This window comes from Ruegeria sp. TASC047 (assembly GCF_059612445.1).
Map to the genome: position 1 here is coordinate 14228 of NZ_JBXWQP010000041.1, position 22543 is coordinate 36770.

Annotated in this window: 19 protein-coding genes; 11 read left to right on the forward strand and 8 right to left on the reverse strand. The window is 58.8% G+C overall.

Annotation, left to right across the window (positions count from 1 at the left end):
- A complete protein-coding gene (gene hisS / locus AC2FLO_RS16735) occupies nucleotides 1–1488 on the reverse strand; it encodes a histidine--tRNA ligase (RefSeq protein ID WP_496754794.1) in 1488 nt (495 codons plus the stop codon).
- 131 nt (nucleotides 1489–1619) lie between these two features.
- On the opposite strand from hisS, the gene AC2FLO_RS16740 reads away from it, so the two are divergent.
- Nucleotides 1620–1814, forward strand: coding sequence for a SlyX family protein (locus AC2FLO_RS16740; protein WP_209598067.1), 195 nt, complete (start codon nucleotides 1620–1622; stop codon nucleotides 1812–1814).
- 4 nt (nucleotides 1815–1818) lie between these two features.
- Here AC2FLO_RS16740 and AC2FLO_RS16745 read toward each other — a convergent pair whose 3' ends face one another.
- The 3 genes from AC2FLO_RS16745 to dnaE form a co-directional block, all read right to left on the reverse strand.
- Entirely contained in the window at nucleotides 1819–2190 is a 372-nt protein-coding gene (locus AC2FLO_RS16745; RefSeq protein WP_480588843.1) for a hypothetical protein, read from the reverse strand.
- A gap of 11 nt (nucleotides 2191–2201) precedes the next feature.
- Nucleotides 2202–2420, reverse strand: a complete 219-nt coding sequence (locus AC2FLO_RS16750; RefSeq protein WP_480588841.1) for a YMGG-like glycine zipper-containing protein — start codon at nucleotides 2418–2420, stop codon at nucleotides 2202–2204.
- Between the two features lie 85 nt (nucleotides 2421–2505).
- On the reverse strand, nucleotides 2506–6009 hold the full coding sequence (gene dnaE, locus AC2FLO_RS16755; protein WP_496754793.1) for a DNA polymerase III subunit alpha: 3504 nt from the start codon (nucleotides 6007–6009) through the stop codon (nucleotides 2506–2508).
- Between the two features lie 345 nt (nucleotides 6010–6354).
- Between dnaE and xdhA the strand changes: the two genes are divergently transcribed.
- From xdhA to AC2FLO_RS16790, 7 genes are all read left to right on the forward strand, one after another.
- A complete protein-coding gene (xdhA, locus tag AC2FLO_RS16760; RefSeq protein ID WP_496754792.1) occupies nucleotides 6355–7716 on the forward strand; it encodes a xanthine dehydrogenase small subunit in 1362 nt (453 codons plus the stop codon).
- Complete coding sequence (gene xdhB / locus AC2FLO_RS16765; RefSeq protein ID WP_496754791.1) at nucleotides 7713–10115, forward strand: xanthine dehydrogenase molybdopterin binding subunit; 2403 nt, start codon at nucleotides 7713–7715, stop codon at nucleotides 10113–10115. Before xdhA ends, xdhB begins: the two co-directional genes overlap by 4 nt.
- Nucleotides 10115–11050 carry a xanthine dehydrogenase accessory protein XdhC gene (gene xdhC / locus AC2FLO_RS16770; RefSeq protein WP_496754790.1) on the forward strand — a complete coding sequence of 312 codons (936 nt, stop codon included), beginning with the start codon at nucleotides 10115–10117 and terminating at the stop codon, nucleotides 11048–11050. The genes xdhB and xdhC overlap by 1 nt, the downstream gene beginning before the upstream one ends.
- Complete coding sequence (locus tag AC2FLO_RS16775; RefSeq protein WP_480588835.1) at nucleotides 11047–12564, forward strand: ABC transporter ATP-binding protein; 1518 nt, start codon at nucleotides 11047–11049, stop codon at nucleotides 12562–12564. Before xdhC ends, AC2FLO_RS16775 begins: the two co-directional genes overlap by 4 nt.
- A gap of 63 nt (nucleotides 12565–12627) precedes the next feature.
- Entirely contained in the window at nucleotides 12628–13710 is a 1083-nt protein-coding gene (locus AC2FLO_RS16780) for an ABC transporter permease (protein ID WP_267363631.1), read from the forward strand.
- Between the two features lie 2 nt (nucleotides 13711–13712).
- Nucleotides 13713–14633: an ABC transporter permease gene (locus AC2FLO_RS16785; RefSeq protein ID WP_480588833.1), complete on the forward strand. Its 921-nt coding sequence runs from the start codon at nucleotides 13713–13715 to the stop codon at nucleotides 14631–14633.
- Between the two features lie 32 nt (nucleotides 14634–14665).
- Nucleotides 14666–15739 carry a BMP family ABC transporter substrate-binding protein gene (locus tag AC2FLO_RS16790; RefSeq protein WP_267363629.1) on the forward strand — a complete coding sequence of 358 codons (1074 nt, stop codon included), beginning with the start codon at nucleotides 14666–14668 and terminating at the stop codon, nucleotides 15737–15739.
- 120 nt (nucleotides 15740–15859) lie between these two features.
- Here the strand turns inward: AC2FLO_RS16790 and AC2FLO_RS16795 are convergent, their stop codons facing one another.
- The 3 genes from AC2FLO_RS16795 to AC2FLO_RS16805 are packed head-to-tail and all read right to left on the reverse strand — an operon-like array spanning nucleotide 15860 to nucleotide 17918.
- Complete coding sequence (locus AC2FLO_RS16795) at nucleotides 15860–16657, reverse strand: metal ABC transporter permease (protein ID WP_480547457.1); 798 nt, start codon at nucleotides 16655–16657, stop codon at nucleotides 15860–15862.
- A complete protein-coding gene (locus AC2FLO_RS16800; RefSeq protein WP_496754789.1) occupies nucleotides 16657–17403 on the reverse strand; it encodes a metal ABC transporter ATP-binding protein in 747 nt (248 codons plus the stop codon). The genes AC2FLO_RS16795 and AC2FLO_RS16800 overlap by 1 nt, the downstream gene beginning before the upstream one ends.
- Before the next feature lie 2 nt (nucleotides 17404–17405).
- Entirely contained in the window at nucleotides 17406–17918 is a 513-nt protein-coding gene (locus AC2FLO_RS16805) for a Fur family transcriptional regulator (protein WP_496754788.1), read from the reverse strand.
- Between the two features lie 57 nt (nucleotides 17919–17975).
- On the opposite strand from AC2FLO_RS16805, the gene AC2FLO_RS16810 reads away from it, so the two are divergent.
- From AC2FLO_RS16810 to AC2FLO_RS16820, 3 genes are all read left to right on the forward strand, one after another.
- A complete protein-coding gene (locus AC2FLO_RS16810) occupies nucleotides 17976–18935 on the forward strand; it encodes a zinc ABC transporter substrate-binding protein (protein WP_496754787.1) in 960 nt (319 codons plus the stop codon).
- A 151-nt stretch (nucleotides 18936–19086) separates the two neighbouring features.
- A complete protein-coding gene (locus AC2FLO_RS16815) occupies nucleotides 19087–20490 on the forward strand; it encodes a sensor histidine kinase (RefSeq protein WP_496754785.1) in 1404 nt (467 codons plus the stop codon).
- Nucleotides 20487–21134: a response regulator gene (locus AC2FLO_RS16820; RefSeq protein ID WP_496754783.1), complete on the forward strand. Its 648-nt coding sequence runs from the start codon at nucleotides 20487–20489 to the stop codon at nucleotides 21132–21134. Before AC2FLO_RS16815 ends, AC2FLO_RS16820 begins: the two co-directional genes overlap by 4 nt.
- Before the next feature lie 74 nt (nucleotides 21135–21208).
- Here AC2FLO_RS16820 and AC2FLO_RS16825 read toward each other — a convergent pair whose 3' ends face one another.
- Entirely contained in the window at nucleotides 21209–21967 is a 759-nt protein-coding gene (locus AC2FLO_RS16825; protein ID WP_496754781.1) for a hypothetical protein, read from the reverse strand.
- Nucleotides 21968–22543 lie beyond the last annotated feature (576 nt).

Sequence of the window (22543 nt, forward strand, 5' to 3'; positions counted from 1 at the left end):
TCAGTCCTGACTGTTCAGAATTTCACGCACTTTCGCGACCAGATCAGCGCGCGATACTTCGAACTGGCTGGGGCGTTCTTTCCATTCCTCCAGCGTGGCGCTTTCGGCGATCTTGGCCCCAAGGATCAGGTCCTTGATCTGCACGATGCCTTTTGCCTTTTCGTCCCCGCCTTCGATCACCGCAACCGGAGAGTTGCGCTTGTCCGCGTATTTCAACTGATTGCCAAAGTTCTTGGGATTGCCCAGATACACCTCGGCCCGGATGCCCGCATTGCGCAGCTCGGCCACCATCGCCTGATAATCAGCCATCCGGTCGCGGTCCATCACGGTGACGACAACGGGGCCTTTGGCCTGGGCGCTGATCCGGCCCTTTTCGCGCAGCGCCGCCAGCAGCCGATCGACGCCGATGGACACCCCGGTCGCGGGCACTTCCTGCCCGGTGAACCGCTTGACCAGATCGTCATAGCGCCCGCCACCCGCAACCGAGCCGAATTGCCGCTTGCGGCCTTTCTCGTCGAAGATTTCGAACGTCAGTTCGGCCTCGTAGACCGGACCGGTGTAATAGCCGAGGCCGCGGACGACGGAGGGGTCAATGACAATACGGTCGGGGCCGTAGCCGCCAGCGGAGAGAAGTTCAGCGATCTGTTCCAGTTCAGCAATCCCATCCGCCCCAATCTTGCTGTCACCCACGGCAATGCGGAGGTTGGCCAATGTACCAGCGGTATCGACGGCCTTGGAAGTCAGGAAGGCGATAACCGGGTCTGCCTGATCATCGCTGAGACCAACGCCGTCGATAAACGCGCCCGACGCGTCCAGACGGCCCTTGGTCAGCAACTCGCGCACACCCTGCTCACCCACCTTGTCGAATTTGTCGATGGTGCGAAGAACATTGTCTCGTGCGGCTTGATCATCGCCAAGCCCCATCGCCTCCAGCACACCGTTCAAAACCTTCCGGTTATTCACCCGGATCAGGTAGTCACCGCGCGGGATGCCAACCTCTTCCAGCGTGTCGGCCAGCATTGCACAGATCTCGGCATCAGCGGCCATCGAGGCGGTTCCGACCGTATCCGCATCGCACTGATAGAACTGCCGATACCGCCCCGGCCCCGGCTTTTCGTTGCGCCAGACCGGACCCATCGCATAGCGGCGATAGGGCGTGGGCAGGTCGTTGCGGTGCTGGGCGTAAACCCGGGCCAGAGGCGCGGTCAGGTCATAGCGCAGGGCCATCCAGTCGCCATTTCCGCCCTCGTCAAACTCCTGCCACGCAAAGACGCCCTCGTTCGGGCGGTCCACGTCGGGCAGGAACTTGCCCAGCGCCTCGACGGTTTCGACCGCGCTGCTTTCCAGCGCGTCAAACCCGTACCGATGATAGACGCCCGCAATTGTCCGCAGCATCTCGGTGCGCTGCGTGACTTCCTCGCCGAAATAGTCACGGAACCCTTTCGGCGTTTCGGCCTTGGGGCGGGGCTGTTTCTTGGGCTTGGCCATGTGGGGCGTCCTTGGGAGTGTACCTGTTCCGCGCGCGGTCTATCCCATGGCCCGCATCTGGGCAAGGCGCGCTTTCTCTGGCCAAGGCGTCACAGGGTCGCTATGTGCAGCCTGAAAGACAGGAGCATTCCATGCAGCATCTGGAAGAACAGATTGCCCATCTGACCCGCACGGTTGACGATCTGAACGCGGTTGTCACCAGGCAACAGGCCGAGATTGACCGGCTAACCCGCCGTGTCGAGATGCTGCTGCACCGCGAGGCCGAGCGCGCGCAGGAAGGGTCAGGCGGCGTTGTCCTTGGTGACGAACGCCCGCCACATTACTGACGGCTTACAGCCCCAGCGTTGATTTCACCGCGTTGTCGACAACGCCACCCAGCAGGGCGTTTTCATCCCCGGCGCAGCCGTCTTTCAGAGCCGCCACAAATGTTTCGCGCAGCGCTGCCTTTTCCTCGTCCGAACTGGCATGGGCTTCGAGATCGACCTGGCGGTTATAAAGTGACAACGCCGTCATCTTGCCGACCACGTCCACAATGTATTCTTCATTCCCGTCAGCCTCTTCGATGACCGACGCGCATGTGTGATACATGAGCGGCAGCGCCGCTTGCACCATCTGTTCAGCTTCCTCGTCCGCAATGGCAATGCCAGGCCCTGTAAGCAGCGCGGCGGTCGTGATCACTTTCATCGCGTTCAAACGCATCATCCCGCCCCCGCTTATTTCGAGTTCGCGCCAATCAGCGCACCAGCAATTGCTCCAGCGGCGGCACCCTTGCCGTCGCCGATCAAGGCCCCGACCCCGGCACCGATCACAGCACCTTTGATCGTGTTCTCTTTCTTCTTGTCGTCCGCTAGCGTGGCTGTCGCCGAAACCAAAGCCAGCGATGCCGCCGCCGCCAATACAATCGTTCTGAGATTGAGACCTGCAATCGTCATATCAACGCCCTCCCATGGCATGAGTAGAATACATATTTGCAAGGTCAGCCTAGCGGTGCGCTAACTGTCTGGCAACAAAGCGATGTCAAATCTCTTCGACGGTCATCACACCTTCCAACGATTTGATCGCGCCCTTGATTTGTGGGTTGATCGGGAATACACGCCCAAGGTCGATTTCGACGTCGCCGGGCAGGCCCGGGTCCAGCAACAACAGTTGGATCGGTCCGCGGGCCGCACCCTTGGCGGCGGTTGCGGCTTCTTCAAGAACCGTTGCAATCGTTGGCACCGCCCGCGCTTCGTCTACAAAGATGCGCAGTCCCGTCGCCCCGGCTTCGGCCACTACAGAATCCACCGGACCCACGGAATTAACTAGCAGTTTAAGCTGGTCGGCTTCCATCTCTGCCTTTGCAGTCAACACTACTTGCGATCCGCTCTCTAGATACTGGCGAGAGTTCTCAAGTGTCTCCGAGAATAGAGTAACTTCATATGCCCCAGTTGGATCGGAAAGTTGAACGAACGCAAAACGGTTACCTTTAGCCGACTTACGCTCTTGCCGCCCTGCAACTACACCGGCCATCTTCACAATTTTCAAACGCTCTTGCCGCAAGCGTTCTGTCACTTGCTCCAATGTCAATACGTCTTTGCGTTTAAGTGCAGGCATATAGTCATCCAGCGGATGACCAGAGAGGTAGAAGCCAATGGCCTTGAACTCTTCGCTCAGACGTTCAGCCGGCAGCCAGTCGGGGGTCGGCGACAGGCGTGGTTCGGGCAGGTCATCTCCGGCCTCGCCAAACAGCGACACCTGGTTCGAATTCTTCTGTTCATGGATCGCGGCCGAATACTGCACCAGCGCATCTAGGCTTTCAAACACGCGGCGGCGGTTCCGGTCCAGCTCATCAAAAGCCCCGGCGCGGGCCAGCATCTCAAGCGGGCGTTTGCCCACTTTCTTCAAATCCACGCGGCGGGCGAAATCGAACAGGTTGACAAATGGCTTGCCCGCGCGACCCGCAACGATCAGGTTCATAGCCTCGACACCCACATTCTTGAGCGCGCCCAGCGCATAGACCAGATGTCCGTTATCAACATCGAACGTGGCCTGAGAGCGGTTCACACAAGGTGGGATATACGGCAGTTCCAGCCCTTTTCGGACCTCTTCGAAATAGATCGCCAGCTTGTCGGTCAGATGAATATCGCAATTCATGACACCCGCCATGAATTCGACCGGATGGTTCGCCTTCAACCAGCCGGTTTGATAGCTGACCACCGCATAGGCGGCGGCGTGGGATTTGTTGAAGCCGTAATTGGCGAATTTTTCCAGCAGGTCGAAGACTTCGCTGGCTTTCTTGGCATCCACCCCGTTTTCTGCCGCGCCTTTTTCGAATTTGGGGCGTTCGGCATCCATCGCCTCTTTGATCTTTTTACCCATCGCGCGGCGCAGCAGGTCCGCGCCGCCCAGGCTGTACCCAGCCATCACCTGTGCGATCTGCATCACCTGTTCCTGATAGACGATGATGCCCTGGGTTTCCTCAAGAATGTGGTCGATCAGCGGATGAACGGATGTGATCTCGCGCAGCCCGTTCTTGACCTCGCAATAGGTCGGGATGTTCTCCATCGGGCCGGGACGATAGAGCGCGACGAGGGCCACGATATCCTCGATACAGGTGGGCTTCATGCGCTTGAGCGCGTCCATCATGCCCGAGGATTCAACCTGGAACACCGCGACCGTCTTGGCCGCTGAATAGAGCTTATACGTCGCTTCGTCATCCAATGGGATGGCGTTGATCTGGTTCTCGGCCCCCTCGGCAGGTTCGTAAAGCTCGGTGCCATCGGCGGCGATATGCAACTTCCGTCCGGACTTGAAGATCAAGTCCATCGCGTTCTGGATCACGGTCAGGGTTTTCAGACCCAGAAAGTCGAACTTTACCAGCCCGGCCTGTTCCACCCATTTCATGTTGAACTGGGTTGCAGGCATGTCGGATCGCGGGTCCTGATAGATCGGCACCAGCGCGTCCAGTGGCCGGTCGCCAATCACAACCCCAGCCGCGTGGGTCGAGGCGTTGCGCAGCAGCCCTTCGACCTGCTGGCCATACGTCAGCAGACGATCCACCACCTCTTCGTTGCGCGCTTCTTCCCGCAGGCGCGGCTCGTCCTTCAGGGCTTTTTCGATGGAAACCGGTTTTACCCCTTCCACAGGGATCATCTTGGACAGACGGTCCACCTGCCCGTAAGGCATTTGCAGCACCCGCCCGATATCGCGTACGGCGGCCTTGGACAGCAAGGCACCAAAAGTGATGATCTGCCCCACCTTGTCGCGCCCGTATTTCTGCTGCACGTAGCGGATCACCTCTTCGCGGCGATCCATGCAGAAGTCGATATCGAAGTCGGGCATCGAAACCCGTTCGGGATTTAGGAACCGTTCAAACAGCAGGCTGTAACGCAGCGGATCGAGGTCGGTAATTGTCAGCGCATAAGCCACCAGCGAGCCCGCACCCGATCCCCGCCCCGGTCCAACCGGAATATCGTGATCCTTGGCCCATTGGATAAAGTCGGCAACGATCAGGAAGTAACCAGGAAAGCCCATGCCTTCGATGATGCCAAGTTCGAAATCCAACCGCTCCTGATACTCCTCGGGCGTCACCGCATGGGGGATTACCGCCAAACGTTTCTGCAAGCCTTCATTGGCGATGCGGCGCAGTTCAGCGACCTCGTCATCGGCGAATTTCGGCAGGATGGGATCGCGGCGATAAGCCATAAAGGCGCAACGGCGCGCGATCTCGACCGTGTTCTCAATGGCCTCGGGCAGATCAGCGAACAGCGTCACCATTTCCTGCTGCGACTTGAAATAATGCTGCGCGGTCAGGCGGCGGCGACCTTCCTGCTGGTCGACATAAGCCCCTTCGGCGATACAGATCAGCGCATCATGGGCCTCGTACATATCCGAGGTCGGGAAATAGACGTCATTGGTGGCAACCAGCGGCAGGTTCTTGGCATAGGCCATCTCGATATGGCCGCGCTCGGTCTGGCGTTCGGCCTCGGGTTGGCCGTCTTCACCTGGGTGACGCTGGAGTTCGATATACAGACGATCCGGGAAAATCGCGGCCAGCCGGTCCACCAGCGCCTCGGCCGCCGGACGTTGCCCCTGTTGCAATAGGCGGCCCACCGGCCCGTCAGGCCCTCCGGACAGGCAGATCAGCCCGTCGGCGCGGTCCGCAAGCTCGTCCAGCGTGACCTGCGGCAACTGCCCGCCCTTGTCCACGTAAAGGCACGTGCTCAGCTTCATCAGGTTCTCGTACCCCGCCTCGGACTGTGCCAGCAGAACAAGCGGCGCGGGCGATTTTTGTTTTTCCCCCGGTTGCGACTGCACATAAGTCAGATCAACCTGACATCCCATGATCGGCTGGACACCGGCCTGACTGGCTGTCACCGAAAATTCCAGCGCTGAAAACATGGAATTCGTGTCAGTCACCGCAACGGCAGGCATCCCCATCTTCTCGCACAGGGCAGGCAGTTTTTTCAGCCGCACAGCCCCTTCCAGAAGGGAATATTCGGTGTGAACACGAAGGTGAATGAATCGGGGGGTACTGCTCATGAACGGCAGGCTACCCTAGCCGCGAGGCATTCAAAAGTCGGAACCTGCGCCGTTGTTTGGCAAAATAATCGTTTTCGATTATTCGGATTTTCCAGAAGGTGCTTCGGAAAGCGGTATCTTCACTGACAAAAAAACGCTTTAGTTTCAAGCAACTGATATTTACACAGGGTACGCAAATCCACGCCATTTGGCTGTAATGATGCATCATACAGGCAGTTTTTCTTGCCAGATCACGCATGCTGTTTCTAACATCCATTGGCAAGCTATCCGCCCGCCACTCTTTCTACGTCGCATCGAAGGAGGGCACCACCAGGGCGCAACCGGGTAAGGCGACGGGTTTCTCGAATGGACATCACGTTTCTTCTGAACGGAGAGACAGTGGAGCTGACGGATATCAATCCGACGGCCACTCTGCTGGATTGGCTGCGTGAAGATCGTGGCCTGACCGGCACCAAGGAAGGCTGCAACGAAGGCGATTGCGGTGCCTGCACTGTCATGGTGACGGATGCGGGTGGCGCAAAGGCCCTGAACTCGTGCATCCTGTTCCTGCCGCAGTTGCATGGCAAGGCGGTTCGAACCGTCGAAGGCGCCAGCAGCCCCGATGGCGAGGTCCATCCGGTTCAGCAGGCCATGGTTGACTTGCACGGTTCGCAATGCGGCTTTTGCACGCCCGGTTTTGTCATGTCGATGGTGGCCGGCCACACCAATGGCGCGACGGATCACGATACACAGCTTGCCGGTAATCTGTGCCGTTGCACGGGTTACGCTCCCATTATTCGCGCAGCTGAAGCGGCTGAGAAGCAGCCCGTGCCTGTCTGGGTCAAGGACAAGCCTGTCGCGACGCCTGCCGCCTCACCCATGCTGCCGGATTCGTCCGACGCGCTGGCTGCCGTATATGCCGAGAACCCGAATGCCACTTTGGTTGCGGGCGCAACTGATGTTGGGCTTTGGGTGACAAAGCAACTGCGCGATCTTGATCCGGTGATCTTCCTGAACCGCTGTGACGATCTGAAAGAGATCACGATCACCGAAGAAGAAATTCGTTTCGGTGCCATGGTCGATATGAACCGCATGGGCGACGCCTTGGCGGACATTCACCCATCCTATGCCGAAATGATCCGGCGCTATGCCAGTGTTCAGGTCCGTCACGCGGCCACTGTGGGCGGCAATATCGCCAATGGCTCACCAATCGGAGACAACCCGCCCGCGCTGATCGCATTGGGTGCGACGCTGCACCTGCGCAAAGGTGATGAACGCCGGTCAGTCCCGCTGGAAGACTTCTTCATCGATTACGGCAAACAGGACCGCGCACCGGGTGAGTTTGTCGAAGCCGTCAGCTTCCCGCGTCAGGCGGACCGACTGAAATGCTACAAGCTGAGCAAACGGTTCGATCAGGATATCTCGGCCGTGTGCGGATGTTTCAACATTGCAATTTCGGACGGACGGGTGGCGGATGCGCGCATCGCGTTTGGCGGTATGGCTGGCATTCCGAAACGGGCAGCCCATGTCGAGGCCGCGCTGATCGGCAAGCCGTGGGCGCGCGAGGCGATTGACGCCGCTCTGCCCGCTTTTGCCGACGATTATTCACCGCTTACGGATATGCGCGCCTCGGCCACGTACAGGCTTGAGACCGCCAAAGCGATGCTGGAACGGTACTTCCTTGAGGATCAGGGCCAAGTGACCAACGTGCTGGAGGTATCGGCATGAGCGTAACCAAACCCCTTCCCCATGACGCGGCACCGCTGCACGTATCCGGTTCCGCCCGGTATGTGGACGACATCCCGACGCCAAAGGGCACATTGCATCTGGCCTTTGGCCTGAGCCCGATCGCCAAGGGCACGATTACCGCGATGGACCTGTCTGCCGTGAAAGCGGCACCCGGGGTCGTCAGGGTCATGACGGCACAGGACCTGCCCTTTGCCAACGATGTTTCGCCCTCGATCCATGACGAGCCTTTGCTATCCGACGGGACGGTTCACTATATCGGCCAGCCTGTTTTCCTAGTGGTTGCCACCAGCCATCTGGCCGCCCGCAAGGCGGTTCGGTTGGGCAAGATCGACTATGCCGAGGAAACACCGATCCTGACGGTTGAAGAAGCTCTGGCCGCAGACAGCCGATTTGAAGACGGGCCCCGCATCTATGCCAAGGGCGATGCGGACGCCGCGATTGAAGGCGCCGCCCACGTCATCGACGGAACGTTCGAGATCGGCGGTCAGGAGCATTTCTATCTGGAAGGTCAGGCTGCGCTTGCCGTGCCGAATGAAGGCGGTGACATGCTTGTCCACAGCTCGACCCAGCACCCGACCGAGATACAGCACAAGGTGGCGGACGCTCTGGGCCTGCCCATGCATGCGATCCGCGTCGAAACCCGGCGCATGGGTGGCGGGTTCGGCGGCAAGGAAAGCCAGGGGAATGCGCTGGCCGTTGCCTGCGCAGTGGCGGCGCGGGCGACCGGCAAAGCCTGCAAAATGCGCTATGACCGCGATGATGACATGATCATCACCGGCAAACGCCACGCCTTCCGGATTTCCTATCGCGCGGGATTTGACGAACAGGGTCACATTCAGGGCGTGTCCTTTCTGCAGTACGCAATCTGCGGCTGGGCGCAGGACCTGTCCCTGCCCGTCGCCGACCGTGCGATGCTGCATTCGGACAATGCATACCTGTTGCCCAATGCCCGGATTGAAAGCCATCGGTTGAAGACCAACACGCAGTCAGCCACCGCCTATCGCGGGTTTGGTGGCCCGCAGGGGATGGTTGCCATCGAACGTGTGATGGACCACGCCGCGCATGAACTTGGGCTGGACCCGGTGGAATTGCGCCGTCGCAACTATTACGAGCCCGCGCATAAGGTTGCCGAAGTCCAACCCCACGAGAAACCGCTGGGTCATCCCGACCCGCACGAAGACCTGACCAGCCGTGGCGCAGTGGAAACAGGGACCGCCCCGGTCCGCCCCCTGCCCGCTGGTGGCAACACGACGCCCTACGGCATGGAGGTCAGCGATTTCGAACTGCATGGCATAACCGAAGCGCTGATGAAGTCCAGCGACTATGCCGCGCGCAAAGCGGCCATCGAGAAATGGAATGCCGAAAACAGCGTGATCAAGAAGGGCATCGCCTTCTCTCCGGTCAAGTTCGGAATTTCCTTCACACTGACCCATCTGAACCAAGCCGGTGCGCTGGTGCATGTGTATCAGGATGGTTCGGTCCACCTAAATCATGGTGGCACCGAGATGGGTCAGGGTCTGTTCCAGAAGGTCGCGCAAGTGGCCGCGTCGCGTTTCGGCATCCCGCTTGAGATGGTCAAGATCACAGCCACCGATACAGCCAAAGTGCCCAATACCTCGGCCACGGCGGCGTCTTCAGGCAGCGATCTGAACGGTATGGCGGTTAAAGCGGCCTGCGACACGATCCGCGACCGGATGACCGATTATCTGGCAGAACGGCATCAGGCCGACCCCTCTGCCGTCACGTTCACGGATGGCCAGGTTTTGGTTGGTGAAGAAAAGTACACGTTCGCCGAAGCTGCCGCACTGGCCTATCAGGGTCGCATAAGCCTGTCGGCCACCGGCTTTTATAAAACGCCCAAGATCGAATGGGACCGGATCGCGGGGCGCGGTCGCCCGTTTTACTACTTCGCCTATGGCGCTTCGGTCACCGAGGTCGCTGTGGACACGTTGACGGGCGAGAACCGCATTCTGCGCACAGATATCCTGCATGACGCGGGTGCTTCGCTGAACCCGGCGTTGGATGTCGGACAGGTCGAAGGCGGTTACGTGCAGGGCGCGGGCTGGCTGACGACCGAGGAACTGGTCTGGGACGGCAAGGGCAACCTGCGCACACATGCACCCTCGACCTACAAGATCCCGGCCTGCTCCGACCGGCCCGACATTTTCAACGTCGCACTTTGGGATGGCGAGAACCGAGAGGACACCATCTATCGCTCGAAAGCCGTGGGGGAACCCCCATTCATGCTGGGAATATCGGCCTGGCTGGCGCTTTCGAATGCGGTGGCGGCCTGCGGGGACACTTATCCGGCGCTCAACGCGCCCGCCACCGCCGAAGAGGTCTGGCGCGGCGTCCAGAGGATGAAGGGAGGCATCTGATGGGATTTGACCTTGAGGCTTTGAGGGAGGCGGTCAAAACCCACGGCAAAGTGGTCCGGGTGGTCATCGCCGGGATCAAAGGGTCGTCTCCACGTGAAGTTGGTGCCGCCATGCTGGTCTGGGACGGCGGGCAAAGCGGCACAATCGGCGGCGGAACACTGGAATACCAGGCGGCACATGCCGCACGGTTGCAAACCACGCCAGCCCGCCTGACGCATCATGCGCTTGGACCCGAGTTGGGGCAATGCTGCGGCGGTGCCGTGTCGTTGCTGAGCGAGGTCTACGACGCAAAGACCGTCTATGATCTGGACGATGCCGTCATCGCGCGCCCGACCAAGGATGGCGCGATGCCCCTGTCGGTCAAGCGAATGCTGGCGACGGCGCGCGGACAGGGGATTGCGCCCGAACCGCAGCTGATTGACGGCTGGATGGTTGAACCCGTTCACAAGCCGACACGCAATCTGTGGATCTGGGGCGCGGGCCATGTCGGCCGGGCGCTGGTGGATGTGCTGCCCCCGCTTCCAGATCTTGCGATCACCTGGGTGGATACCAGCCGTCAGCGCTTTCCGGCCGCTGTGCCAGCGGGCGTGACAATTGTTCCGACGGCAAAACCGGCGGAGCTGGTCCGCCATGCCCCATGTGACGCTGAACATCTTGTGCTTACATACTCGCATAGTCTTGACTTTGAACTGTGCAACAGACTGCTTTTGCACGATTTTGGCTTTGCGGGGCTGATCGGCTCGGCTACGAAATGGGCGCGATTCCGGTCACGGCTGGCCGCCCTTGGACATCCGCCTGAACGGATAAGCCGGATCACCTGCCCGATCGGTGACCCGTCGATGGGGAAGCATCCGCATATGATCGCCGTGGGCGTCGCTGCACAATTGCTGCGCCCGGCCCTGCAAAACAAGTTGAAGAAGGACCTGAGCGCGTGACCATTCCACTTTTGAGCTTGCAAGGGCTGACCAAAGCCTACCCCGGTGTTGTGGCCAATGATCAGGTGTCCTTTGACATCGGTGAAGGCGAAGTGCACGCGCTGCTGGGGGAAAACGGCGCGGGGAAATCCACGCTGGTGAAAATGATCTATGGGCTTGTGAAGCCGGACAGCGGCACCATGAAACTGCGCGGCAATCCGTTTGCGCCGCCCGAACCCCGCGCGGCCCGTGCGGATGGGATCGCGATGGTGTTCCAGCATTTTTCGCTGTTTGACGCGCTGAACGTGGCCGAGAATATCGCGCTGGGGATGGAGAACCCGCCCCCGATGGGGGATCTGGCATCGCGCATTCGCGAAGTTTCGGAAACTTATGGCCTTCCGCTGGACCCGTTTCGCACGGTTGGCGACCTGTCCGCAGGCGAACGCCAGCGGGTCGAGATCATCCGCTGCCTGTTGCAGGACCCCAAACTGCTGATCATGGACGAACCGACCTCGGTTCTGACCCCGCAGGAGGTCGATATCCTGTTTGAGACGCTGAACAAGCTACGCTCCGAGGGAACCTCGATCCTGTATATCTCGCATAAACTGGAGGAAATCCGAACGCTATGCGACCATGCCACGATCCTGCGTCTGGGCAAGAACGTGGGCGAATGCGTACCCGCTGAAACCTCGGCGCGTGACATGGCCGAGATGATGGTCGGGTCAACCTTGCAGACGCCCGAACGCTCGGGCCGGGAACTGGGCGAGGTCGCGCTGGATGTCAGCGGGCTGTCAGTCCCCTCGCCTTCGGAATTCGGCACCGCATTGCGCAATGTGCACATGACGGTGCGCAAGGGCGAGGTTCTGGGCATCGGCGGCGTTGCCGGAAACGGGCAGGATGAATTGCTGGGCGTGCTGTCCGGGGAAATCCTGACATCGGCGGATGCAATCAAGTTCAACGGTCAGGCGATCGGCAAGCTCGGCCCGACAGCGCGACGTAAGCTGGGCGTTCTGACCGCGCCCGAGGAACGGTTAGGCCACGCAGCGGCACCCGACATGAGCCTGACCGAAAACGCTTTGCTGACCGGATCTGTGCGGGAAGGGCTTGAGAAAAATGGCTTCTTGAAATGGACCGAAACCCGGAGTTTTGCCGAAAAGATCATCGAAGCCTTCGACGTTCGCACGCCCGGGCCCGAAAACGCAGCGCGGTCCTTGTCCGGCGGCAATCTGCAGAAATTCGTGATTGGACGCGAAGTGCTGCAAAACCCTGATGTGTTGGTGGTAAACCAGCCGACCTGGGGGGTGGATGCCGCGGCGGCCGCGTCGATCCGGCAAGCCATACTCGATCTTGCGGCGAAAGGCACAGCGGTGATCTGCATCTCGCAGGATCTGGATGAGCTGATGGAAATCTCGGACAGTTTTGCGGCCTTGAACGAAGGCAGACTGAGCGCACCGCGCCCGACCACCGGCCTGACCGTGGATGAGATTGGCCTGATGATGGGCGGCGCCCATGGCATGGAGGTGGCACATGTGTGATCTGCTAGGCCGCCTTCGGCGAGAGTATTTGCGAAAAGATGAAACATCTGGGGGGATGAGCAGATGATTGTGTTGGAGAAACGGCCACAGCCGTCCAGGGCCTGGTCTTACGCGACCCCCCTTGTGGCGGTGCTGGCGACAATGGTGTTTGGCGGGTTGCTGTTTGCCATCTTGGGAAAAAATCCGGTCGAAGCCATCGGTACCATCTTCTGGGAGCCGCTGTTTGGCGAGTTCGCATTCTATTACCGCCCTCAATTGCTGGTCAAAGGCGCGCCCCTAGTGCTGATCGCAATCGGATTGTCGCTGGGTTTTCGGGCCGGTATCTGGAATATCGGGGCCGAAGGACAATACATCATGGGCGCCATATTCGGCGCGGGCGCAGGTCTGGCCTTCTATCCGCTCGACGCCTGGTACATCTTCCCGATCATGGTGGTCGCAGGCGCATTTGGCGGGTGGCTGTGGGCAACGATCCCGGCTTTGCTGAAGGTGCGTTTCGGCACCAACGAAATCCTTGTGTCGCTGATGCTGGTCTACGTGGCCGAGCAGATGCTGGCCTCGGTCTCGCTAGGTCTTCTCAAGAACCCTGAAGGGTTCGGCTTTCCCGGCTCGCGCAACCTGCAATCCTATGAAAGCGCGCATAATGCCGAGCTGATTGCCGGCTCCGGGATGCATTGGGGTGTTGTCGCGGCCTTCATCGCGGTGATCTTTGCCTATGTATTGCTGAACCGTCACATGCTGGGCTTCCATATACGTCTGACGGGTGAGGCCCCCCGCGCCGCAAAGTTTGCAGGTGTGAATCCGGCGCGCCTGATCCTGTTCTGCCTTGGGATTTCGGGCGCTTTGGCCGGGCTGGCCGGTATGTTCGAGGTGTCCGGCCCGTCCGGTCAGATCAGCATCGATTTCAACGTGGGCTATGGCTTTACCGCGATCATCGTCGCGTTTCTGGGCCGCCTGCATCCGGTGGGTATCCTGTTGGCCGGGGGCCTGATGGCGTTGACCTATATTGGCGGCGAAATTGCACAATCGCAGCTGGGTCTGCCTGCTGCTGCCATTCAGGTGTTTCAAGGAATGCTGCTGTTTTTCCTGCTGGCCTTCGATCTTCTGACAAACTTCCGCATCCGTGCGGCGCGTAGCGAGGTGGCGTGATCATGGACCTTGGTCAAATCAATCCCGTTCTTCTGGTTGCCTCGCTTATGGTGGCCGCAACCCCTCTTCTGCTGGCCGCGATCGGAGAGCTTGTCGTAGAAAAGGCAGGCGTTCTGAACCTTGGTGTCGAGGGCATGATGATCGTTGGCGCGATCAGCGGTTTTGCGATCTCGGTCGAAACCGGCTCGCCCTGGCTGGGCTTTGTTGCTGCCGCAATTGGCGGGGCCGTCCTGTCGCTGCTGTTCGTCCTGCTGACACAGTTTGCATTGGCCAACCAGGTTGCCAGCGGCCTTGCGCTGACCCTGTTTGGACTGGGTTTCAGCGCCTTGATGGGGCAAAGCTATGTGGGCGTCAAACCCCCCAGCATGGGCGATATCCACATCCCTTTGATTAGTGATATTCCGGTCATCGGCCCGATCCTGTTCCAGCACGACCCCATCCTGTATCTGGGCATTGCGCTGACCGCTGTGGTCTGGGCCGTCCTGAAATACACTCGCGTCGGGTTGATCCTGCGGGCGGTTGGTGAAAACCATGATGCCGCCCATGCGCTTGGCTACAAGGTCATCAAAATCCGTATCATGGCGATCCTGTTCGGCGGGGCCTGCGCGGGCCTGGGTGGGGCTTACATCAGCCTGATCCGTGTACCGCAATGGACCGAGGGCATGACCGCAGGTGTCGGCTGGATCGCGCTGGCGCTGGTGGTGTTTGCCAGCTGGAAACCATGGCGGGTCCTGCTTGGTGCATATTTGTTCGGCGGCATTACCGTCTTGCAGCTTAATTTGCAGGCAGCGGGCGTTGCCATTCCCGTCGAGTATCTGGCAATGTCACCCTATCTCATCACGATCCTTGTGCTTGTGATCCTTTCGGCCGACAAGAGCAGCGCACCTGCCTCACTGGGCCGGACCTTCCACGCCTCACACTAGGGGCCAACTGAACCAACTTGGGGAGTAACTACATGAAATTCAAATCACTTCTGACAACTGCCGCGATAGCGCTTGGTCTTGCGACCGGTGCAGTGGCGCAAGACAAGACCAAGGTCGGTTTTGTCTATGTCGGCCCTGTCGGCGACGGTGGCTGGACCTATGAACACAACAAGGGCCGTCTGGCGATCGAAGAAGAGTTCGGCGACAAGGTCGAGACTGTATTCGTTGAATCGGTGCCGGAAGGCCCGGACGCCGAACGCGTGATGACACAGATGGCGCTGGAAGGCGCGGATCTGATCTTTACCACCTCGTTCGGCTATATGGATCCAACCATCAATGTGGCCAAGAAATTCCCGAATGTGAAGTTCGAGCACGCGACAGGCTACAAGACTGCCGACAACGTCTCGGTCTATTCGGCGCGTTTCTATGAAGGCCGCGCGGTTCAGGGGCATATCGCGGGTAAAATGACCAAATCGAACATCATCGGCTATATCGGATCCTACCCGATCCCCGAGGTGATCCGCGGTATCAACTCGGCCTATATCCACGCCAAGAAAGCGAACCCGGATGTCCAGTTCAAGATCGTCTGGGCCTATACCTGGTTCGACCCGGCAAAAGAAGCTGACGCCGCATCTGTTCTGATCGAACAGGGCGCCGACGTGATCCTGCAGCACACTGACTCGACCGCACCGCAGGCCGCCGCACAAGAGGCGGGCAACGTGATCACCTTCGGTCAGGCTTCGGATATGAGCGAATACGCCCCCAAACCGCGTGTTTCCTCGATCATCGACAACTGGGGACCCTATTACATTGCGCGCACGCGAGCTGTGATGGACGGCACCTGGACTTCATCCAACACCTGGGACGGTATCGGGCCGGGCATGGTAGAAATCGGTGAGATTTCGGACGCGGTTCCGGCGGACATCAAGGAAGAGGCACTGGCGCTGAAAGCGGCCCTGGCCGATGGCAGCCATCATGCCTTTACCGGGCCGTTGAAAAAGCAGGACGGCAGCGACTGGCTGGCAGAAGGAGAAGTGGCCGACGACGGTACGCTGGCCGGTATGAACTTCTATGTCGAAGGGCTGGAAGGCGATATCCCGCAGTAAACGGCGCGGATAGAAATGCATCAAGGCCCGCAGGATTGCGGGCCTTTTTTCGTGGCGTATTCGCTTCGGTCACATTGGCGGATGATCGGGATGTTACGGCTGCGACGACCTACGGAACCTTTAGGCCCTGTCCTGCGTTCGCCACCCGATCAGGCTGAGACACGCAAAAACGATCGCGGCAACGCAGACGATCGAGGGCCCTGCCGGAGTGTCGAATACATACGCGGCCCTTAGCCCTGTGATGGCCGAAAGCGCACCTATTCCCGCAGCAATCAGGGCCATCGATTCTGGTGACCGCGCGAGGTTTCGCGCAGCGGCCGCCGGAATGATCAGCATTGCGGCGATCAGCAATACGCCCACAACCTTGATCGCCACCGCTACGGTCACGGCAAGTGACAGGGTCAGGATCAGTTGTTCTCGCCTTGGATCGAAGCCGCTGGCATAGGCCAGTTCTTCGTTCAGTGTCGCGGTCAGAAGTTGCGACCAACGCCAGACAATCAGCGCCACGACAAGCGCCGCACCGCCCCAGATCACGACCAGATCCGAACGGGAGACCGCCAGAATATCCCCAAACAGATATGCCATCAGGTCAATCCGGACACCGGACAGGAATGAAACTGCAACCAGCCCGAAGGCCAGCGCAGAATGCGCCAGAACCCCCAGCAGCGTGTCCATCGCATAACCGCGACCGGCCAAAAGCGAAACGGTCAGCGCCATGACTAAAGCGACAGCCAGCGCACCCGTGAAGATCGACATCTGAAACGTCAGGGATAGGGCCACGCCCAGAATTGCGGCATGTGCGGTTGCATCGCCGAAATACGCCATGCGACGCCATACGACAAAACACCCAAGGGGGGCCGCGGCAAACGCCACGCCAATACCTGCGAGCGTTGCCCGCATCATGAAATCATCCAGCATTATTCCGCCGCTTCCTGTGGGTTTGCATCATGGTCATGATCATGTTGGTGATCATGTTCATGACGATAAAGGGCAAGCGCGCCACCTGTTCCAGTTCCGAACAAGGCCCGATATTCGGGCGCCGAGGCGACCACGGCCGGCGATCCTTCGCAACAGACATGCCCATTGAGGCATATCACCCGGTCCGACGCACTCATGACCACGTGCAGTTCGTGGCTGATCATCAGAATGGCGCATCCGGTCTCGCGCCGGACAGCCTCGATTTGCTGGTAAAAGCTGGCCGATCCCCGTTGGTCCAAACCCTGTGTCGCTTCGTCCAGCAACAATATGTCCGGGCGGTTGATCAAAGCTCTGGCCAGCAGCACCCGCTGGAACTGTCCGCCGGACAGCTGCGACATCTGGCGTTTCAACAGATCCGGCACACCCGCCGATTCAAGCGCCTCGACACATTGCCTGCGCGACACAGGATCGGTCAGACGCATGAACCTTTCGACGGAAATTGGCAAAGTCGGATCGACATGCAGCTTCTGCGGCACATAGCCGATTTTCAATCCGGGCTTCAGTGACACTTGACCGGCACAAGGCCGTGTCGCACCGATAATGGCGCGCAGCAGGCTGGTCTTGCCTGATCCGTTCGGGCCAACGATGGTCACGATTTCACCCGGTTCAATGACCATATCCACATGATGCAGCACGGTATGCGCGCCATAGCGGACGCTGAGTTTCTCGACGGTGATCAGGGCCATCTTTATGCCTTTTCGGTGCAGTCGGGGCAGAGACCTTCAGCCTCTACAACCGTTCGCTCGATCTCGAAACCCGCCGCGCGCGCGGCAGCGCCAAGAACACCTTTGGACGGGGCAGATTGCGCCTCGGCTACGGCGTCGCATTTTCGGCAGATCATGAAAGCAGGAGAATGCGCCGCGCCGGGATGAGAGCAGGCGACAAACGCGTTCAGCCGCTCGATCTTGTGGACAAAGCCGTTTTGTACAAGAAACTCCAGCGCCCGATAAGCGACCGGAGGCTGGGACCCGAACCCTTCGTCGCGCAACCGGTCAAGGATTGCATAGGCACCAAGGGCGCGATGTTCCTGCAATAACATCTCAAGAACCTTGCGGCGAACCGGCGTCAACCGCAGCCCTTCCTCTTTGCACCGGGCTTCGGCGGATGCCAGAGCCGTTGCGACACAACTCTGGTGGTCATGTTCCTGAAACCCGACCGGGGCGGTGTCTTTGCCAGATACTGGGTGCACATCACTTGTCATGTTATTTCATATCATGTATTGCCACTCGAAATGTTATAAAATCACACAGAGGGCCTGATGTCCAGAACGCTTCTTCTTCCATTGTCGATCACAGTTGCACTGCTGGGTGGACCGGCCCGCGCAGATGCGCCAAACGTTGCCGCGGACATTGCCCCTGTTCATTCGCTGGTGGCCCGTGTCATGGAGGGTGTCGGCACACCTGCCCTGATCGTCACACCGGGTGCCTCGCCGCATGAATACAATCTGCGCCCGTCCGAGGCGGCCGCGTTGCAAAACGCCGATCTGGTGTTCTGGGTAGGAGAAGACCTGACGCCATGGTTGGAAAGCGCGATAGAAACTCTTGCCCAAGGCGCGACCGCCACTGCCCTGTTGGACGCAAAGGGTACGGCGCTTCTTGAGTTCCGGGAAGACGCATTGTTTGAGGCGCATGATCACCCGGACGATGCGGGTCACGACGACCATGACGATCACGAAGGCCATGATGATCATAATCACGAATCCCATGACCCACATGCCTGGCTGTCGCCAACGAATGCCAAAGCCTGGCTGACCCTGATCGCGGATCAACTGTCGTCAGCGGATCCCGACAACGCCGCTGCGTATTTGGCAAATGCCAAAGCAGCGCGCGAAGAAATGACCGCGCTTTCCGCAGAAGTTGCAGAGTTGCTTGAACCGCTTCGCGGCGGCAGCTTCGTCGTGTTTCACGATGCCTACCAGTATTTCGAGGTCGCGTTTGGATTCCCCGCATCGGGCGCGATTTCCCTGAGCGACGCGTCCGACCCAAGCCCCGCGCGCATTGCCGCCATTCAAGGTCGCATTCACGCCGAAGGCATCAACTGCGTTTTGTCTGAACCACAGTTCAATCCGGGCATCGTCGAATCCGTGTTGGGTGGAACATCGGCGCAATCCGGTGTGATAGATCCACTGGGCTCGGCACTGGAACCCGGGCCGTCTCTGTACCCGCAAGTCATTCGTAACATGGCGCAAACCCTGTCGGAGTGTTTGAAAACCCGTTGAACCGGGACTGGAATCGGGACGCGGGAACCTGCCGGGGCGCACCCAAAAGGACCAAGTCCCGACACGCGCATCAGGTTTGGAACATTGGAGAAGCGCATCAGACCATGGTCTGTAGCGCGTCAAACAATTGTCGTTCATAGTCGATTGCGAAATGAGACCCAAAATTACCGACCTGACAATTGGCAACTGGTCTTTGTCGCGCGTTTTTCTCGCGGCAAGTGTTGCAGTCATGGGGACTGCTACGGTGTTTGTTGGTCACTGGGTATCGAACCGGATCGAAAACGCGGTTGTACAGAACTCCGCCAATTCGGCCGCATTGTACATGGAAAGCATTTTGTCCCCACTCAGCCAGGAGCTGGCGCATGGAGACCGCCTTTCCGAACAGGCCAGCCGGGCGCTGGACGAGATTTTCATGACCCAGCCGATGCGCGAACGCATTGCCTCGTACAAGTTCTGGAAACAGGATGGCGAGATTGCATACGCATCGGATTCCGCCATCATCGGTCGCCGATTCGAGCCAACAGACGACCTGAAACGCGCATGGGCTGGAGAAATCTCGGGCTCATTTGAAGAGCTGGACGATGAAGAAAGCGCGGCAGAGGCTGCACTTGGCATTCCATTGCTGGAAGTCTACAGCCCCATTCGCGAAATCTGGTCGGGGAAAATCATCGCGGTCGCCGAGTTTTATGAAAAGGCCGATCAGCTGGAACTGGACATGGCCAGAGCCCGAAGAACAAGCTGGTTGATCGTTGGCTCGGCCTTTGCGGCAAGCACGATTGTTCTGTTTTCCATTGTCGCAATCGGCGACAACACCATTCGACGGCAAGGGCGCCTTCTGAACGATCGTCTTGCCGAAAGTGAAAAGATGGCCGCACAGAATGCCATGCTGCGGTCGCGCGTCATTGATGCATCGGAAAGATACGCCGCGCAAACGGACAGGTTCCTCAGGAAACTCGGCGCGGAACTGCATGACGGCCCTGCCCAATACCTGTCCCTCGCCGCCCTTAGACTGGAGGCTGCATTCGGCGACAAGCCGGAGATGCCCACCGAGGCCGAAGAAATTCAGCAATCTTTGCAGAAGTCTTTGGCAGAAATTCGCGCCTTGTCACGGGGGTTGTTCGCGCCAGACATCGAAAATCTGGCGCTCGTTGATGTGGTAAAAAGAGCTGTCGAGGACCATTCTGAACACAGCCCTTTTCGCCCCGGTATTTCCTTTCAGGGCAATCCGTCGCCTGATTTGTCAATCTCGGGCAAGTTGTGTGTTTTCCGGTTCCTGCAGGAAACGCTTTCCAATGCCGCAAGATATGCGCCCGCGTCCCAGTGCACTGTCACCTGCGACGTACAAGTTGATCGCATCACCGTTCAGGTCAGCGACGACGGCCCCGGGTTCGCTCCCTCCGGCGAGACGGTTCTGCGTGAGGACGGGGGCCAGGGCCTTGTCGGCTTGCGTGACCGGGTCGAAAGCATTGGCGGTCGGTTCGAGGTGACATCAACCCCGGGCAAGGGCACCACCGTTGCTATGACATTGTTTCCCAGAAAGATGAGTGCATCATGACAACATCCGTCGTTATCGCAGATGATCACCCGATTTTCAGGGACGGTTTGCACCGCACTTTAGAGGAAGCCGACGGCTTCAAGGTTCTCGCCGCCGGATCAAATGCGGATGAGGCCGTTTCCCTTGTCCGAACCCATCAGCCTGACATCGCCATCCTCGACCTGTCGATGCCCGGTGGCGGCATTAGCGCGACCCGTCGAATTGCTGCAATGGCGAACCCGCCTTTCATTGTGATATTGACGGTCTCTGAAAACAGCAGTGACGTTGCAGACGCTTTGGAGGCGGGTGCCATTGGCTATATCGTCAAGGGCGTGACAGCACGCGAATTGACAGCTTCGCTGCGCAGTATCGCCTCGGGCGAAGGGTTCGTCTCGCCGGGTCTTGCTTCGCGTATGCTGCTTCAGATCAATCGCGGAAACGGGTCGCAGAAAGAAACTGACGCCATAGATGATCTTACCCATCGCGAGGAGGAGATTCTTCGGCGCGTCGCCAAAGGGCTCAGCAATCGGGAAATAGCGGATGAGTTGGGAATTCAGGAGAAAACCGTCAAGCATTACATGACGGCGATCCTGTCCAAGCTCCATGCGCGAAACCGGGTGGAGGCCGCTCTTATCGCGCATGAGGCCTGGAACAAGAAAGACTAGGGGTCGGGCACTCAAAGACCGGGGCGATCTCTTAAGAAAAGAAACCGCCCCGAACATTCGTCAACGTTCATTGCTCAGTTGGCGACCGACTGAAGCCTTTGGCGGTCCGCTGCAGTTGCGTTTCTTTCAACAACGGTCCGGTTGAACGGGTCTTTCAACTCGTAACGCCCGCCCTCGATCTCTTCTTTCCAGCCGTTTGCGTAACTGACTTCGATATTGTTGCCCTGAATTTCGATTTTTGCCGGGTTACTTCCAGCGCCACCGCTCTGCCCGGGCGAGCGCACGCTGTCGATTGAGATACCGTTTGCCAGTGACCGAAGGCGCGAAACGTCGGCACCGGTGGCCGGTCGTTCCTCGACTGTTCGGTTCTGCGCGTTCTTTCTTTCGTACCGGCCGTTTTCAATCTCTTCCTTGGTGCCGTCAGCATAGCGTACTTCTATGCCGCTCGCGCTTGTCTCGACCTTTGTTATTCCAGCCGACCCCGATGACTGCCCCCCAGACTGGGATCGGTCCTTCTTATCGCCGCCCCGGCCCGAGCGTGACGAACCATCGTCATCATCATCATCTTCGTCGTCGTCATCATCGTCGTGACCACCTTTACCCGATCCGGAATTGTCGTCACGATCACCGCCGCTGCCCGACCCGGAATTGCTGTCATGGTCATCATCCCCGCCGTTGCCGTCACTCCCCTTCCCGCTCTTTGCAAACGCGTAAGCAGGGTCCAACCGCAGATGACCGTCTGCGTCAAAAGCCGGCACATAGGGTGTCATCACAATCAGCGACGCCAGCGCTACCGTGCTGAGAAGCTGACCAGTTCTTTTCCGGGTATTCATTTTCGTCTCCAATCCTGTTCGAGGCGTTATCCTGTATTGGAGGCAGAATATCCCAGGCCCGGCTTCGCTACATCGGGCTTAGGTCTGATGATTTTCCGGCCGATTGTCCGGGTCCGAGGAATGAGAGTTTCAAATATCCATCACTCAAATGGATCTGGTAATCTGATTTTGGCCTTGGGCAATGAGGTGTTGCCGCGTTGCTTTCCATGTATTGCGGAACTCGGCTTCAGCGGTTGGCGGGTCTTGATTTGACAGCTGTCGTTTTCTTCCTGCTTAGCGCCATCGGCGAACTGAATAGAAATATACTATTTTAGAAGGAATCTGACGATCGCAATTGACCACGACAGTTACCACAATGCGAACAAACAGACGGATTCATCTTGTTCGCCCCACCGTCCGATACCTAGGTGTTTAGTCCGATGGTCTACGTAAAACTTTAGTTGCCCCGACGCCATGGCTCGCGCTGCCATCGGCTTCATCATTTGTTGAAGAAACCAAGCTAGGTGTTCAGTCCCGGCATTTGGTGGATCGGATTTAGGATGAATCGATCTGGCTCTAAAGTCCAGATCTTGCAGA